This window comes from Arthrobacter sp. Z4-13, assembly GCF_054792705.1.
Map to the genome: position 1 here is coordinate 1,798,837 of NZ_CP096459.1, position 13,387 is coordinate 1,812,223.

Annotated in this window: 17 protein-coding genes and 1 pseudogene; 9 read left to right on the plus strand and 9 right to left on the minus strand. The window is 61.9% G+C overall.

Annotated elements, in window-relative coordinates:
- Window positions 1-96: 96 nt before the first annotated feature.
- From M1E07_RS09960 to M1E07_RS09975, 4 genes and pseudogenes are all read left to right on the plus strand, one after another.
- A pseudogene (locus tag M1E07_RS09960) lies at window positions 97-284 on the plus strand (IS3 family transposase); the annotation flags it as partial.
- Window positions 285-483: 199 nt separating this feature from the next.
- Window positions 484-1,224, plus strand: a complete 741-nt coding sequence (locus M1E07_RS09965; protein WP_461190050.1) for an HNH endonuclease family protein — start codon at window positions 484-486, stop codon at window positions 1,222-1,224.
- 614 nt (window positions 1,225-1,838) lie between these two features.
- Complete coding sequence (locus tag M1E07_RS09970; RefSeq protein WP_461190051.1) at window positions 1,839-2,633, plus strand: hypothetical protein; 795 nt, start codon at window positions 1,839-1,841, stop codon at window positions 2,631-2,633.
- A 272-nt stretch (window positions 2,634-2,905) separates the two neighbouring features.
- Window positions 2,906-3,760, plus strand: a complete 855-nt coding sequence (locus tag M1E07_RS09975) for a CAP domain-containing protein (RefSeq protein WP_461190052.1) — start codon at window positions 2,906-2,908, stop codon at window positions 3,758-3,760.
- Between the two features lie 136 nt (window positions 3,761-3,896).
- Here the strand turns inward: M1E07_RS09975 and M1E07_RS09980 are convergent, their stop codons facing one another.
- Window positions 3,897-4,493 (minus strand): dihydrofolate reductase family protein, encoded by a 597-nt coding sequence (locus M1E07_RS09980; RefSeq protein WP_461190053.1) that lies wholly within the window; start codon window positions 4,491-4,493, stop codon window positions 3,897-3,899.
- Between the two features lie 192 nt (window positions 4,494-4,685).
- Between M1E07_RS09980 and M1E07_RS09985 the strand changes: the two genes are divergently transcribed.
- Window positions 4,686-4,850, plus strand: a complete 165-nt coding sequence (locus tag M1E07_RS09985; protein WP_461190054.1) for a YciI family protein — start codon at window positions 4,686-4,688, stop codon at window positions 4,848-4,850.
- Here the strand turns inward: M1E07_RS09985 and M1E07_RS09990 are convergent.
- Window positions 4,822-5,067, minus strand: coding sequence for a Rid family hydrolase (locus tag M1E07_RS09990; protein ID WP_461190055.1), 246 nt, complete (start codon window positions 5,065-5,067; stop codon window positions 4,822-4,824). The genes M1E07_RS09985 and M1E07_RS09990 overlap by 29 nt on opposite strands.
- On the opposite strand from M1E07_RS09990, the gene M1E07_RS09995 reads away from it, so the two are divergent.
- Together M1E07_RS09995 and M1E07_RS10000 are read left to right on the plus strand one after the other, a co-directional pair.
- A complete protein-coding gene (locus tag M1E07_RS09995; protein ID WP_461190056.1) occupies window positions 5,062-5,547 on the plus strand; it encodes a hypothetical protein in 486 nt (161 codons plus the stop codon). The genes M1E07_RS09990 and M1E07_RS09995 overlap by 6 nt on opposite strands.
- 70 nt (window positions 5,548-5,617) lie before the next feature.
- Complete coding sequence (locus M1E07_RS10000; RefSeq protein WP_461190057.1) at window positions 5,618-6,079, plus strand: tyrosine-type recombinase/integrase; 462 nt, start codon at window positions 5,618-5,620, stop codon at window positions 6,077-6,079.
- A gap of 413 nt (window positions 6,080-6,492) precedes the next feature.
- On the opposite strand, the gene M1E07_RS10005 is transcribed toward M1E07_RS10000, so the two are convergent.
- The 5 genes from M1E07_RS10005 to M1E07_RS10025 all read right to left on the minus strand — a co-directional run bounded on the left by M1E07_RS10005 (window position 6,493) and on the right by M1E07_RS10025 (window position 10,330).
- Window positions 6,493-7,467 (minus strand): IS481 family transposase, encoded by a 975-nt coding sequence (locus M1E07_RS10005; protein WP_461189410.1) that lies wholly within the window; start codon window positions 7,465-7,467, stop codon window positions 6,493-6,495.
- A gap of 93 nt (window positions 7,468-7,560) precedes the next feature.
- Window positions 7,561-8,046 (minus strand): hypothetical protein, encoded by a 486-nt coding sequence (locus M1E07_RS10010; RefSeq protein ID WP_461190058.1) that lies wholly within the window; start codon window positions 8,044-8,046, stop codon window positions 7,561-7,563.
- The gene (locus tag M1E07_RS10015) at window positions 8,036-8,944 is read right to left on the minus strand and encodes a lysostaphin resistance A-like protein (protein WP_461190059.1); all 909 of its coding nucleotides are present in this window, start codon (window positions 8,942-8,944) and stop codon (window positions 8,036-8,038) included. The genes M1E07_RS10010 and M1E07_RS10015 overlap by 11 nt, the downstream gene beginning before the upstream one ends.
- 328 nt (window positions 8,945-9,272) lie before the next feature.
- Entirely contained in the window at window positions 9,273-9,935 is a 663-nt protein-coding gene (locus M1E07_RS10020) for a hypothetical protein (RefSeq protein WP_461190060.1), read from the minus strand.
- A 125-nt stretch (window positions 9,936-10,060) separates the two neighbouring features.
- The gene (locus tag M1E07_RS10025; protein ID WP_461190061.1) at window positions 10,061-10,330 is read right to left on the minus strand and encodes a DNA gyrase subunit A; all 270 of its coding nucleotides are present in this window, start codon (window positions 10,328-10,330) and stop codon (window positions 10,061-10,063) included.
- Window positions 10,331-10,432: 102 nt separating this feature from the next.
- On the opposite strand from M1E07_RS10025, the gene M1E07_RS10030 reads away from it, so the two are divergent.
- Together M1E07_RS10030 and M1E07_RS10035 are read left to right on the plus strand one after the other, a co-directional pair.
- Window positions 10,433-10,963 carry a hypothetical protein gene (locus tag M1E07_RS10030; protein ID WP_461190062.1) on the plus strand — a complete coding sequence of 177 codons (531 nt, stop codon included), beginning with the start codon at window positions 10,433-10,435 and terminating at the stop codon, window positions 10,961-10,963.
- Between the two features lie 676 nt (window positions 10,964-11,639).
- A complete protein-coding gene (locus M1E07_RS10035; protein WP_461190063.1) occupies window positions 11,640-12,125 on the plus strand; it encodes a hypothetical protein in 486 nt (161 codons plus the stop codon).
- Window positions 12,126-12,249: 124 nt separating this feature from the next.
- Here the strand turns inward: M1E07_RS10035 and M1E07_RS10040 are convergent, their stop codons facing one another.
- On the minus strand, window positions 12,250-12,417 hold the full coding sequence (locus M1E07_RS10040; protein ID WP_461190064.1) for a hypothetical protein: 168 nt from the start codon (window positions 12,415-12,417) through the stop codon (window positions 12,250-12,252).
- 604 nt (window positions 12,418-13,021) lie between these two features.
- Window positions 13,022-13,387 carry a hypothetical protein gene (locus M1E07_RS10045; protein ID WP_461186784.1) on the minus strand — a complete coding sequence of 122 codons (366 nt, stop codon included), beginning with the start codon at window positions 13,385-13,387 and terminating at the stop codon, window positions 13,022-13,024.

The window sequence follows — 13,387 nt, forward strand, 5'->3', positions numbered from 1 at the left end:
TTGCTGTGGTGGCGTTCCGCAGGGATTGCACCCCGCATCGAAGTAGCCGCTGGCGTTCGTTGTTACGGCGGCCCAGGCCCAGGGGTTCGAAGGCCGGCATTAGCCGCGCTGGAAAATCCAGTTCGGGCTCGCCGTCCGGCGAGGGATCGTGGTGCATTCAGATCGCGGACCCCAGTTCCGGTCCCGCCGCTTCGTTGAATCCTCCGGCACCACGGGCTCGCCCGATGACCCAGCACCGCCGGCGACGGCAAAGACAGCTGAAAAAACTCACGCCGATCGAATAGGAAGCAATCAACCTGACCGCGCTCACCGCGGCTTAAGACGCCGAGTCAACAAAAGCCGGGCAGTCCCGACCGCGTATGACGCAAGGGGGTTCAGAACCTGCGCGGGCAGCAGTTGTGTGACAGGCACCATCAGGGTGGCTTCCTGGGACGACCGCTAGACGCAGGTAGCGTGAATCTTTCGGACGTAGACGTAAGGACCATGAAGATCACTGACACAATCACCAAGACGCTCACCGCCGTTTCCGCCCTGCTGCTGGCAGGATTCCTGAGTGGCTGCGACGCCGCAGCCCAGGCCGGCGCCAAGGCTCTTGAGGCCCTGGACTCTGCGCCCGGCATTGAGTCGGGACCTGCGAGCCCGGCCGACCAGCTTCCTGCCGGTGACGCCGCAGACGCCATCGTTCTGCTGGACAGCATCCCGGTCAAGGGCCGGGCCCCAAAGACCGGCTACAGCCGCGACGAGTTCGGACCCGCCTGGTCCGACACGGACCACAACGGCTGTGACACCCGCAACGACATCCTCGCCCGGGACCTTACCAACGAGACCTTCAAGCCCGGCACCAAAAACTGCGTGGTCGCCAACGGCACGCTGGCTGACAAGTACACCGGTACGACCATCGACTTCGTCCGCGGCCAGGACACCAGCTCCGCGGTGCAGATCGACCACATCGTTCCGCTGTCCGACGCCTGGCAAAAAGGCGCCCAGCAAATCAGCGCCGGCCAGCGCAAAGAACTCGCCAACGACCCCCTGAACCTCATGGCCGCCGACGGTGCAACCAACAGCGCCAAGGGGGATAAGGACGCCGCCACATGGCTCCCCCCGAACAAGACGTTCCGCTGCGAATACGTCTCAAGACAAGTGGGCGTTAAAGCCAAGTACAAGCTCTGGCTCACCCAAGCCGAGCACGACGCGATTGCGGGCATCCTGGCCACTTGCACGTAGGCGCACAGGGGTTTCTCCGGCATGCTGGGCAGTAGCAGAGGATCCCTGCCGCCGGTCCTTCTCAAGGCCGGGATACGAAAAATCCCGCTGCGTCATGGACCGTGCTCGGGGATCAGGATAGGCGTCTGAAATGGCCCGGCCGGATTTGTACCAGGATTGGCAGCGCCAACTGGATGGGGGCGGCGCCGACGGGCTCGTCGAGCAACTCGTTAACCGACGTCTGCCCTTCCAGCTCTCCGGACTTATCCCTATCCATCACTTGACCTTAAGCGGGCTGGGCAGTCTTGCCCCAGCGGGACACGCGGCGGATTAACGGTTGCCCCGGCTGGACCCTCCTCCGCGTCGAGGTCGAAGTCCAGTTCAAGGTCCTCCGGGAGTGCCATTTGCACCGGGTGGAGCCTGCCCGTGCTGCGGGAAGGGCCGAGGCGATGGGCATCCGGGCGAGGCCAGTAGCTGTTCCAGGTCCAGGTCGGTCAGGGCTGCAATGCTGTTGACGGCAGTGATACAGCGACTACTGAGGGCTATCTGTTCCTGAAAACCTCGCGCCTTGTCACAACCATTACTGGGTTTGGCGGACGACGGCGGGCTGCCGCCGGCGTTGCTACAGTGAGCCCATGAGCATGGCTGGAGGGGAACAAACCCCGCCCGACGCCCCGGCAGGAGCCATCCCGGACCGCCCGGTCGGGGTTGGTCCGGCTGCTGTTGGACCCGCAGTACATGGGAAGGGCCGGAATCCTGCTTCCCCGCGGCTCCCGCTGGCTGGTGCACCGCCTAAGCGACTGCCTGCCTGGCTGGTTCGTAATCCCCTGTATGCCGGCTGGGCGTGGACGGGTTTTTGGGCGTTGCTGATCATCGCTGACGAGTTCGTGGACCTGGCCGGCTGGGCCTGGTATGTGTTCGTGGGGGCGGCTGCCCTGCCCACACTGGCCTGTACTGTGGCCGTGCTGTATGCGACTCCGCGCCGGTACCTTAAGTCGCAGCGGGAATCGGTGCTCGCGCACTTCTTTGTCCGGTTCCTCGCGCTAACGGCTGCGTTTTTGGTGTGGGGCCTCTCTGTGGTGGCCAGTGCCTCGATTTCCACAACCGTGCAGGCACTGGCCGGTAATTCGGAGCGTGCCGTGACGTCGTTGGGATTCAACCTGCTTCTGGCCGCCGTCCCCCTGGTTGTCTCGGTGTTGTGGCTGGCGCTAATTGTGCGTTGCGCATGGTTCCTGCGGCGGCTCCGCGGGTGGCGCCAGACGCCGCAAAATGTGCGGCTGCCCAAGAAGTTCCTGCGGCATTCGCCTCAACTTAGACGCGTCGTGATAGGTCTCGCCCACCCCGGCCTGCTTCTGGTGGCCGGGCTTGGCACGTCGGTCCTGGCACTCTTGGTCAGCGCCATCGAACTCACAATCAGTGTGATTGCCTGACGAGGACAATGCTTCGTTAGGACGTGACGCGTCTGGTCTCCCGTGGGCTGTGCCCCTCCTCGACGTCCCGGTCCCGCCTGGGCGCCGGCGAGGGTCTGGGTTGGAGTTGACGCAGCGCGAGCAGCGGAACCAGGAGTGCCGATAGCATGCCTGCGCCAAGGAGCGCGGACGCGATTCCGCTTGAGATAAGGCCCCGCCCCGGCCCAGCGTGTCCGTTGTGAGTGGCGTCACGCGATGTGCGGGGGGAAAGGAGCAGCGGATACGGTCTTCTGATGCGAAAAAACAAGAAACATCTCGCTGCCTCCCTGACCATCCTCGTTGTGGCCGGCGGACTGGTGACGGCGGGTTCCGCTTCCGCGGGCACGTTTTTCTGGCCTTTCGACTGGCCGGCCTGGACCGCCGCGAGCATGCAGTCCCCGGCATCCTTGGGCACCGCTTCGGCGTCCGCGACTCCATCGGCCTCGGCTAACTCCACTGCCAGCGCTCCTGCGACGGCGTCTCCCGCACCGGCGCGCGCAAAGGCGTCTCCCGCCGCGGCAACGTCCGCTCCGGCCCCGGCCCCGGAGCCCGCTGTGGTGCCTGTGGTTTCAGCACCGGCTGCCGCTGCGGCTCCGGCAGCGGCAGTTGCCGCTCAGGCCCCTGCCCCAGCCGCCGCCCCGGCTCCTCCCGCGCCGGTTCCCGCCCCCGCGCCCGCCCCGGCGGCGCCTGCTGCCACCGGCACCGCATCCAACGCCGTGGCCCAGCGTTCCTTCGTGCTCATCAATGAGTACCGCATGGCCAACGGCCTCGCCGCTCTGCGTTACAACAGCGGACTCGAAACCGTGGCGCAGAACTGGTCGAACACCATGAAAGCTGACATCGACGCCCAGGGCAGCTCAGGCTTCCGGCACAACCCGGACGCATCCGCCCAGATCCCGTCCGGCTGGACCCGTACCGCGGAAAATATCGCAGTGAACGCAGACGCCGACGCGCTTTTCGCCGCGTGGAAGGCTTCCCCGGGACATAACGCCAACATGCTCAACGCCAACCTGACAGATTTCGGGTTCGGCTCGGCCCGCCTTTCGGCCGGCTCGCCGTACGGGGCGCAGCTGGTGGCCACCCAGAACTTCGCCACCTACGCGAAGTAGTCCCGGCACACAGCCCAAGCAGCTGCCCGGCCTTAAAGTCCGGCAGGAGGCTAGCAGACACAAGGAACGACGGCGATTCACCGCCGTCGTTCCTTGAATCTGGACTTTCAGGCCCTGCTTAGCAGACCACGTTTGCCTACCGGATCACCCTATAGCGCACATGGGTCACCAGGCGGGTGCCGCTGACCTCCGCAGGTTCCAGCTTGAGATTACCGACGCCGTCCAGGAGTCGCTCGCCCCCGCCGAGGATGACCGGTGCAATGTGGAGCCGCAGCTCGTCGATCAATCCGGCCGAAAGGAATTGACAGGCAGTCGCGGCCCCTCCGGCTACGGCGACGTCCTGCCCAGCCGCCGCCTCCCGCGCCTGGGCAAGTGCTGACTCAATTCCGTCGTTCACGAAGTGAAACGTTGTGCCGCCAAGCATTTCCATCGGAGGGCGCGGATGATGCGTGAGAACAAAGACGGGGGCGTGATACGGCGGTTCTTCGCCCCACCAGCCCCGCCAGTCCTCATCCCACGGCCCGGCCCCTGGGCCAGCGAACATGTTGCGGCCCATAATGTACGCGCCCGCGGCAAGGATCCCCTCAAGTGCTGCAGCATTGTCCTCGGGTTCCTCGAACTGCCACCGGTGCAGGTCCTCTCCGCCCTCACCCAAGGGCTCGGAGTGGCTCTGATTCGGGCCGGCAAGGAATCCGTCGAGGGAGACGGTGAGATCGCAGGTGACGCTGTTCATGACTTCCTTCAGCGGTTGCAGAGTCTTTAGAGCGTTTATCAATTACAGGCCATGCTATTGGCGTTCGACGGCGGCCGAAAGGTAGTCATTGACCTCCCCGCCATCAGGCCTATTTCGAAGCGTTCCACGCTGACGACGGCGGGCTGCTCGCATTGGGGTTTTTTCCTAACATCGGACCCGGCAGGCTCGTCCATGGGGCTTTTCACCTCGCGCGAGCATGCCGGACGGTTCATCGCCGATGATCCATTCGTGGTCGAAGGGCTCGCTGTTCCACGAATCCTGGAGTGGGACGTCGTTCGCTTCGACTACGCGGACCCCGCCTCCTTGCCTATTGGAGAAGGGCGGCAACACCGCTGATCTCGACCAGAGCGCCGGGAACGGCCACGGCTGCCACCCGCGCTTCGGTCACCAAAGCCGGTTCGTCCGACGCGAGCTCGGGGGCAACCGCTCCGTAGGCCGCGGCGAGGTCGACGCCCTCAACGAAGAGCACCGTCCACTGCACGACGTCGCCGACCGTGGCGCCAGCGGCGGCGAGGGCGGTCTTCGCGTTCTCAAGGGCGGGGGCAGATTGCACGGCAATGTCGCCCTCCCCGACGAGTGTCCCGCTGTCGTCGACGGCGTTCTGGCCGCCGAACCGCCGACCCTGCGCGCGGCTTGGCACGCCAATGTCGTCAACCGCCGGCACACCGTGGAAACACTGGTCAGGCGATATGGGATTCCACAATCAGGGGTGAGGGATATGTTGATCGACTATCTTGAGGAGCTCAAGCCGAACATGGACTACGGTTCCCTTGAAAGCCTCGCCTATCGGCTCATCCGGTTGTTTTGGGCCGAGATTCTCGACATCAACCCAGACCAGCAGAACCTGCACCTTGCCCCCGGTGTTGCAGAACTGCGTATTCATGGAACCGCCCTCCTTGAGCAAACTCTCGCGGCCGGCCACGGTGAGGTTTATCAGTTCAGGGTGTCACTTACCGTCGTCACGACCCGCGGTAGGGTCCAAAATCAATGCCCGCGTCCGGGCATGGGCACCAATGCCCCCTGGGTTGGCTAAAGTCCTGCTCGAGGTCCAACGCCGTACCCGCGGCACCAGCAATCCCGTGCCGCTGTCCATGAGATACGACGTGAGCGACAAGACCTTCAGCGATGCCTTGCCGCGCCTGTTCGCCAGGCTCGTAGGACCCACACAGAATGTGTTGTCGTACCACTACGTCCGCAAAATGCTGATCAACATCGCAGGCAACGCGCGTCTCAGCGATGGCGGGTTACCTGTGACGTTCACACCCCATGATTTCCGCAGGCTGTTCGCCACCGAACTTGTCGGTTCAGGGCTGCCGCTGCATATCGTCTCGACCCTGCTTGGTCACCTAAACCTTGAAACCACGGGCGGGTATACCGCAGTGTTCCCCGAACAGGTCATCCAAGCTCACCACGCTTTCATCGAACGGCGTCGACGAACCCGGCCCGATCACGAACTCCGGTCAACAACCGAGGCCGAATGGGGGAGAGTTCGAACAGCAATTTCTCTTGCGACGGGTAGCTCTGGGTACCTGTCATCGTCCTTACGCGACCCCCTGCGTGCATGAGCACGCCTGTATCAAGTGCCGGTTCCTCCAGGTGGATCTGACGCAGTCAGGCCGAATCGAGGATATGGCCGCCAACGCGGAAGAACGGCTCGAGGAGGCACGAAACCACCAGTGGCTTGGGGAAGTCCGTGCCTTAGAAGAAAGCCCCGTTCACATTCGGTGCCGCCGGGACGAGGCGAGGCGGTCCGGGGATCAGGCATTAGAAAGATCGTTGAAGTAGATATCCGCGAAACTGGCTGAGGATGGGTAACGAGCCGGCCAGATCCAAGACTGCTGCCCGCCGCCGACGTGCTTTTGCTTTTGGAGGACTGGCAGCAGCAGTCACAGCCGGGTTAGTCGTTATGCTTGCGCTCTCGGGAGGTGACCTACCCGCGACGCCAACGGATCGCTTCGGAAGCACTCTCTAGATGTACTCAGCCAACAGGTTGGTTGCACCTGCTGATGGGTGGTTTCCCTCCGAGGCTGCCGTGTGGCCGGTGGTTGTTGTAGAAGTTTAGCCATGGCTGCAGAGCGTCGGTGCGCTCCTGGTTGGACGTGAAGGGTTGGCGGTAGGCCCAGCCTTCTTGGAGGGTGCGGTTGAAGCGTTCTGCTTTACCGTTCTGCCAGGGATGGCGGGGTTTGATCAGAATGTGTTTGGCGCCCAACGCAGCGAGTGCGTCCTGGAAATCGCGGGAGAGCCGGTAGGCGAAGGCGTTGTCAGTCATGACGCGTTTGACCGGTGCACCGTTGGCTGCCATTGCTGCGGCCGCCCGGATAAGGAACCCGGCGCAGGTCGGGCCTTTCTCGTCGGGCAGGACCTCGGCGTAGGCGAAGCGGGTGTAGTCATCGACGGCGACGTGGACGTAGTCAAAGCCCATCCTCTGATGCGATTTGCGGTGGTTTGCCGGGCTCTGGGAAGGGTCAGCCCGCCAGCCGCCTCCCTCGGGGATCCTCCCGAGTTTCTTGACGTCGATGTGGATCATGTCCCCAGGGGCGTCGCGTTCGTAGCGGCGGTCAGTGGCTCTGGAAGCCCGGATCCGTGCCCCGGTCACGGGGTCCAGGTCCCACAGGCGCGGCATGCCGGCGCGGGCCAGAATCCTGGAGATCGTCCGGGCGCTGGTGCCACAGCGCAAGGCCAGATCCGTCGGCCCCTCGCGGTGCTCCACGCGCTGGGCCAGGACATCGGCAACGACATCCGCTGGGGTGGCATGCGGGCAAGACTTTGGTCTGGAGCTGCGGTCCTGAAGGCCACCCCAGCCCTGGGCCCGGTACCGGCTGAGCCAGCGGTGGGCGCAGGTCCGCGAGACGCCCATTTCCTTGGCAACATGGGCAATCGGACGGCCGCTCAGGACGCGTTCGACGAGGATTCGTCTACCGGTCGGGGTCAGGCGGGCATTACGGTGGAACATGAAGACCTCTTAGTCGTTGGCTGTGTGTGGTAACCACCAACCTAAGAGGTCTTCACCTATTCACGATGTAACCAACGTCCTGACTCAGTACATCTAGAGGGCGATCAGCGCCGCAAGGTAGAGGGCGGACGCGGACCAGGTTGTGACCATCTGGATCCAGTTGATCGTAAAGTACTTCTGCCGTCCGGCCTCCCAACCTGGCGGCAGCGCCTCGGGGTCCCAGGCCAGAATCACTTTGTAGTGCGGCGTTTTCACGGCGTTCGAGACGATGATGACGCCGACGAACACGACGCTCAGGCCGATCGCGGTGAGTACGAACGGCGCGGAACCGCGGTCCTCCCAGAGAAGCACGAGTGCCACTATCGGCAGGAGGAACATCCCAAGGGACCAGCCGAGGTTGTACAGCTTTCCCCAAGAGTGGTCCGCGAATCGGAGGAACGCTTCCATGAAGTTGCGGAACTCGCGGCCGTCCATCTCGGCGAGCTTCGGCCGCATGATCGTGCACAGCATCCCCAGGAGGCCGCACGCGAGCCCGGACAAGAAGACGGTCGCTGAGAGCGCCCATTGCTCACCCGTCATGGCGAAACGCTCTTTTCCCGGCTCTGCGGCCGGTTCGTGGAAGGCGCAGATGTCCAACATTAGTCAGCGAAGGTGGCGCTAAAGGACATGAGAGGACTCTACGCGGGACCACCAGGGCGAGAAGGGGTATGGCCAGGCTCACCATGACGAGAAGCAACGAGAACGTCAAAACCGCCGATGCCGGCAAAAGGAACAGCTTGAAACTGTCGATGGCGGTATGGACAAGCGCGGGCGCCCAAATCGTGCCGCGTCCCGTCTCATAGAGATACGCCAACGGGACCGAGGTGCTTGCGGCGACGAGCAGTGCACCCATACCCACAGTGGATCCATTTCGGAGGACGATCGGTATGTGGGCCGCGGCTACTAAGGGCATCGTCCAGAGAACGGTGCGCGAGAAGGAGCGTCCCAGCCGCAGCCGGCGGAAAGCATAACCACGCCAGACGAGTTCTTCCGCGAGGCCGTGAAAGGCGAAAAGTCCGATCAAAATCCAGGGCCAGTCGATCACGAGCTCGAGGTCGGCCCCCGTGACGATTTCGGTGATCGGAAAGACGAGCAACACCAGTATGGACACCACCAAGGCGAGTGCAACGGCGCGCCAGGCGGGCAGTCCCAGACCGAGGTGCCGGATCGTCGCGCGCCACGGTGTCCCCGGGGTCGCCCGATCCACCACTACAGCAACGAGGACGACGACTGTCAGGATCAAGATGCCCCACCGTCCGGTGGCATCCCATTCGCCGAGCAGGGCGAGCGTGCCCCACAGCAAACCGAACCCGATCAGGAACGGGACCCAGGCGCGGCCGCGCACGACACCCGGCTGGTTCGTCGGCGATGTCGCCGAGGCAGGGTTGGTCGGAGTGATCAAGGCGGCCTTTCGTTCGATGGCAAAAGCGGTCCTCACGGAGTCGTCCCAGTGTGCGAGCGATCAGGCGCCCGGACCAGTGCGCGCGATCGGGCGACCGGAATTATCCGCCCACCAACTACTTCAAGAACCTGGCGATGATTTTGTTCATGGGGCTGAGCCTAGCTGGCGGTCTCCATGCCCTGATCGAGTAGCACCCTGTCCCGCAACTCATGGTTGGCCTCAAGGGGTCGTTGCAACACCTGCTTCATTTGAGGTGTTGTTGTGGGAGGAAATCAGGCTTCGAGGGGTCGGTGGTTCGCAGCGCTATTTGGCGCGTAGTAGAGCCCGCAAGGGGATCCGTCAGCGTGCATGAGGGAGGCGTCCCTCAAAAGTCTTCAGGCAGCACGGTATCCGTTTCTCGGATGAGGTATGCGTCCAGTTCTGGATCGCCGAGGATTTTCCCGGCTTTGGTGCCATCACACCCGATGATGAGGCTTCGAGCGTATATATCTTGGCCGATACACCAGTGCAGATCATCCGGCCACCAGTACATGGGAACGCGTCCGCTATCGGTGATCGGAACGATAGCAGTTCCGTTTTCATCGACCAGCTTGCCCGAGTACAGGACCATGCCCCGGTGGGCTGGGGAGAACTCGATCACCGATTTGCCGTCCTCCTCGGCATAACCTTCCCATGTTGCGAAGTTGTAGCGACTGGAAGAGTCGAGGTCGAGAACGCGTATCAGAGCTTTGGCGAGGCTCGGGTGTGGGTTGCCCATGTCGGGTTGGGAATTGTTGGCCGGCATGCCTTCGGGGCTGACCATCACCTCATCCCATTGCATCCATGGACTCGTCTCCAGGCCACCGCGTTTTACGACGTCCGACCACATGACCACCAAGCCGGGTGCAGTCTCGATCGGATTGAGAATGCGAATGTACCGCTCATAGCCAGGCGGTACGAACGCTGTTACTTGTTGGCCGTCGCGGTCGAGGGACGTTGCTAGTGACTCGGCAAGCTGATGATCCGATTCATGACGCAGAGAACACATTCTGCCCCCTCCTTCGAGGTCACACTACCCTCAGCTCCGCCCGTTAGGCGGTCGCACTTCATTGCACTGAGAGCTGTGGAGCGATGCCAGGACGACCAACCGTAAGCTGATCGCGCGCAGCCAGCTCAGCTTCCATCGTTCAACATCGACCTGAGTTCTTCTGCCCGAGAAGCGCTGGCCTGACGCTGGCCTCGGGTAAATCTTCTCGCCTGCAAATCTAGGACTGCCCGGCTGCCCACCGTTCCCACGCCCAACAGTTGACCCACGCGACGGATTGCTTCGTCCACGTCCTCTGAATCCTCAATCACCTGGAAGACCTCGTCGCGCCGATCCATCGCCTGCACCAAAGCGTCGAGGATCATCAATTCTTCGCTGTGCCGCTCATCCTGATCCATACGGCGATTCTTGCATCAGGGCAATCCTAGAGACGACACTCATGGACGAGCGTTAACCCATCGGCTTACGTGCGGCGATTGGAGACATAATAGGATCCATTCATGAAGCAACCCGCACGGCTCTCCGGGCGCGAGCCGCAGTCTCCTGAGGGTCAGTCCTTCGTGCATCGATTCGCCGAAAATGTGGACCAGTGGGGAATCCCTGGTGCTGGCCCTGATGCGTTCGAAGTGGTCAGCAGGCTGATTCCGTTGTTGATTGTTCTTCAGGTGCCTGGCGTTGTGGTGCCGAACAATCAGTGCACTCTTCAGATTGCATACTGGCCTGATCAGGCCGGCGCTCCACGGGTCAGTGGAGAGTGGGGCGATGATCACCTGCTAGAGGGGCAAGGCCATGACGAGGGCGACCTCCTTGTCGAAGGTGTTGAGCTTTCACCAGAGGTATGTGCGGAGAAGGCCACCGCGTGGCTGAAGGATCAGCTTCACCGTCCACTGGTCCGCGAGGACTGGATCAGAAGGGGCAAGGTGATCAAATCCAAGTGGGTTCTCGGCGACACCAAGACAGTGGTCGTCTCTCATGATGAGATCTCTCTGTCCTTTGGATCTCTTGAACACCGCACTACCCGCCTACGCTGAGGGTTCCCTTATTGGACACTGCTTGTAGCTTCCACAGCGGCATCATCGCTTCAAGTCCACGCCAATTCCCGGGCGGTAGGGTGAGCTTATGAGGCTGTTTGGTCGGCGATCCCCAGCAATGAGCCCAATCAGGACCGAGATCGCTGACTTGGTCGCTGCCTTGTCCGCGGTGCTTCCGGCGCATGTACCGATGATGCAGCGCCCGGATCCGATGTATCCCGAGGATGTTCTTCTCGAGTGGAGGCCTGAAGCTGCCGGGGCCAGCATCCTCGATATTTGCTGGGAGGCGAGCGGAATGGACATCCAGATCGGTTTCTCCAGCGGGTACTTCGATCTCTTCGGGCCTGTATCTGATCAAGATGGCGCAGATGCTCGACTCCAAACCCTTGTCGAGCTCGCAGAGGCAATTGCTTTGGGACGTATGGTCGCGTTCACCGAGACGACTCGGAAGGCGCGCGTCGAGACAACCGTTTTCGGCCGCCGGTCAGGCCCACACGTATTTCGAGCTCACGAGAAAGCGAAGGGAGCCCCTGACACCTACACGCCCTTTGCGCCCTGGTAGCTGTCAGCCGATGTCCCAGTAGCCGATCCCTTACCGGGCACCGATTCCACCGGCGCCTTATGCGAACGAACGTCGTAACGTTGTGTGCAATAGCTTTGGAAAGGAGCGGATGTTGTGAAGGCAGCCGAGGTGACCTTGGGATGTTATCCGCGCGATGACGTCTCATGGATGAAAGATGGCAAGGTTCGGGAAGGTCACGCGAGGATATGGGTCCGCCAAGCTGACGGGACTCTGAAAGTCGCCGGCGAAGTCAGTATGGGCGGCCTGGGTGTTCTGCATCCTGATGTGGAGGTCGGTGGCAAATTCGTTATAGAGCTACGCGCCCGCTTCGAGTCGGAAATATTTGAACGCCGGGTGGCCTTCACCGCCAGTGGTGACGAGAACGATGTCTTCGTGTCGGCAGTCGGGCCCGGCGCGCATGCTGAACCGAAAGTCGGCCTATTAAAACGGACGAGGTACTCCGGCTTCGAGTTTGGTGTGCTGGTAATGGCCGCCACGACTGAGCAGGGTACCCGCATCAGCGGCACATCAGGCCCGCTCGTCGAGCATGGACCTGGCGATGGGGTAGCAGACGCTCCTCCTCCTAGGCAGCGCCAGTAGACGTTTGTGCTGTCTCCCAGAATGTGGGACTCCCCTACATAGCGGAGCTTGTGTGTTCGGTGCGCGTAAGCGCCCGGAAGCCGATCCTTCACCGGGCGGACTTCAGAACTGCCCGTCTAACGAGCTAGTTACTGGCTGAGTTAGGAGATCTCCTGGCTCCGAAGCCGTCCACTACATGCGGCGGCTTGCGCAGAATAACGAAGAGCGGAATGGAGCAAAGGAGTGCCAGGAGGATGTCGCCGCCGCCCCAGGTGTTGGTTATCGCGGACCGGAGGAAGGCAAGTCCGATCATGGTGAGCACGGAGAATGAGGCATAGAAGCCCCACCTTCGCCGAATACTCCACCATCGATTGACGGGACCCAGATGCGTTGCACGGCCCTGGGGCACTAAGTCCAGACGATTCCCCAACTTGGGTAAGACAACAAAGGTGGGAACCACATAGACGACGCTCATGGTACTTATCGGTGTGAGGCTGCCGGTAAGCATGGTCACGAGTCCGGCAAGAAGTGGCGCCACAACAAAAAGAAGCATTTTGACGAGTCGTGGGCTAAATCCCTCTAGCTTCGAAGTGGCTGACCCTGACATGAGAACAGCCAAACACAGAATCTTGCCAATATCGATAGGCCATAGTTGTGTGCACTGAAGGGTGGCCGAGCGCGTAGCCAGGCAAGATTCTTCCCTCGGCGCCGTTGCTAGCCTCCCTGCGCACGTTTACCCCGCACGATGATATGCACGGTGAAGGTGCGGCGGATTCTAGGGATCGACGCAACAATGGATAACTGTGGCACGGCTGTCGGCTGTCTCTTACTGTACGCAGAAGGCGGAACGGAGTGACCTCTTTGCGTTTGGAACAGCGCTTCAGCAGGGAGTTAAGTGGGCAGCTGTTCTGCCCTGCTTAGCTGCCAATATTGGATGCTGTTCCCTTGTCCGTTAGGTATGGCCAGGTGATGATGAGCGCGACCGTTAGACCCCCCGCGACGGCACCAAGTGCGGGCCCGGTTCCAAATGAGAGTGCAAGGATGATCGCCGGAATGATGAGGGCCAGTGCTATTGCCCAAAGCCCGTGACGCATAGTCGGCCTGTCATTCCGTACCCAGGTGGCGACCATCATTGCCAGCAGAACAGCGGCAAGGAGTGCGACGCTTGACCAGTACCCTTTATCCGCTGGGTTCTGAAACAGAGCAGAAATGCCGGCACCTGCCCCGACTCCCACGATCCAGGCAAAAACCATGACCATGATCTTTTTCGATCTCGTGCTCAA

Coding starts and splice junctions, on each gene's coding strand:
- M1E07_RS10020 (WP_461190060.1), bottom strand. CDS start 9,935: ATGTGTTCTCTGCGTCATGAATCGGATCATCAGCTTGCCGAGTCACTA.
- M1E07_RS10010 (WP_461190058.1), bottom strand. CDS start 8,046: ATGACGGGTGAGCAATGGGCGCTCTCAGCGACCGTCTTCTTGTCCGGG.
- M1E07_RS10025 (WP_461190061.1), bottom strand. CDS start 10,330: ATGGATCAGGATGAGCGGCACAGCGAAGAATTGATGATCCTCGACGCT.
- M1E07_RS09985 (WP_461190054.1), top strand. CDS start 4,686: ATGGGGCTTTTCACCTCGCGCGAGCATGCCGGACGGTTCATCGCCGAT.
- M1E07_RS10040 (WP_461190064.1), bottom strand. CDS start 12,417: ATGATCGGACTTGCCTTCCTCCGGTCCGCGATAACCAACACCTGGGGC.
- M1E07_RS09965 (WP_461190050.1), top strand. CDS start 484: ATGAAGATCACTGACACAATCACCAAGACGCTCACCGCCGTTTCCGCC.
- M1E07_RS09975 (WP_461190052.1), top strand. CDS start 2,906: ATGCGAAAAAACAAGAAACATCTCGCTGCCTCCCTGACCATCCTCGTT.
- M1E07_RS10005 (WP_461189410.1), bottom strand. CDS start 7,467: ATGTTCCACCGTAATGCCCGCCTGACCCCGACCGGTAGACGAATCCTC.
- M1E07_RS09970 (WP_461190051.1), top strand. CDS start 1,839: ATGAGCATGGCTGGAGGGGAACAAACCCCGCCCGACGCCCCGGCAGGA.
- M1E07_RS09980 (WP_461190053.1), bottom strand. CDS start 4,493: ATGAACAGCGTCACCTGCGATCTCACCGTCTCCCTCGACGGATTCCTT.
- M1E07_RS10030 (WP_461190062.1), top strand. CDS start 10,433: ATGAAGCAACCCGCACGGCTCTCCGGGCGCGAGCCGCAGTCTCCTGAG.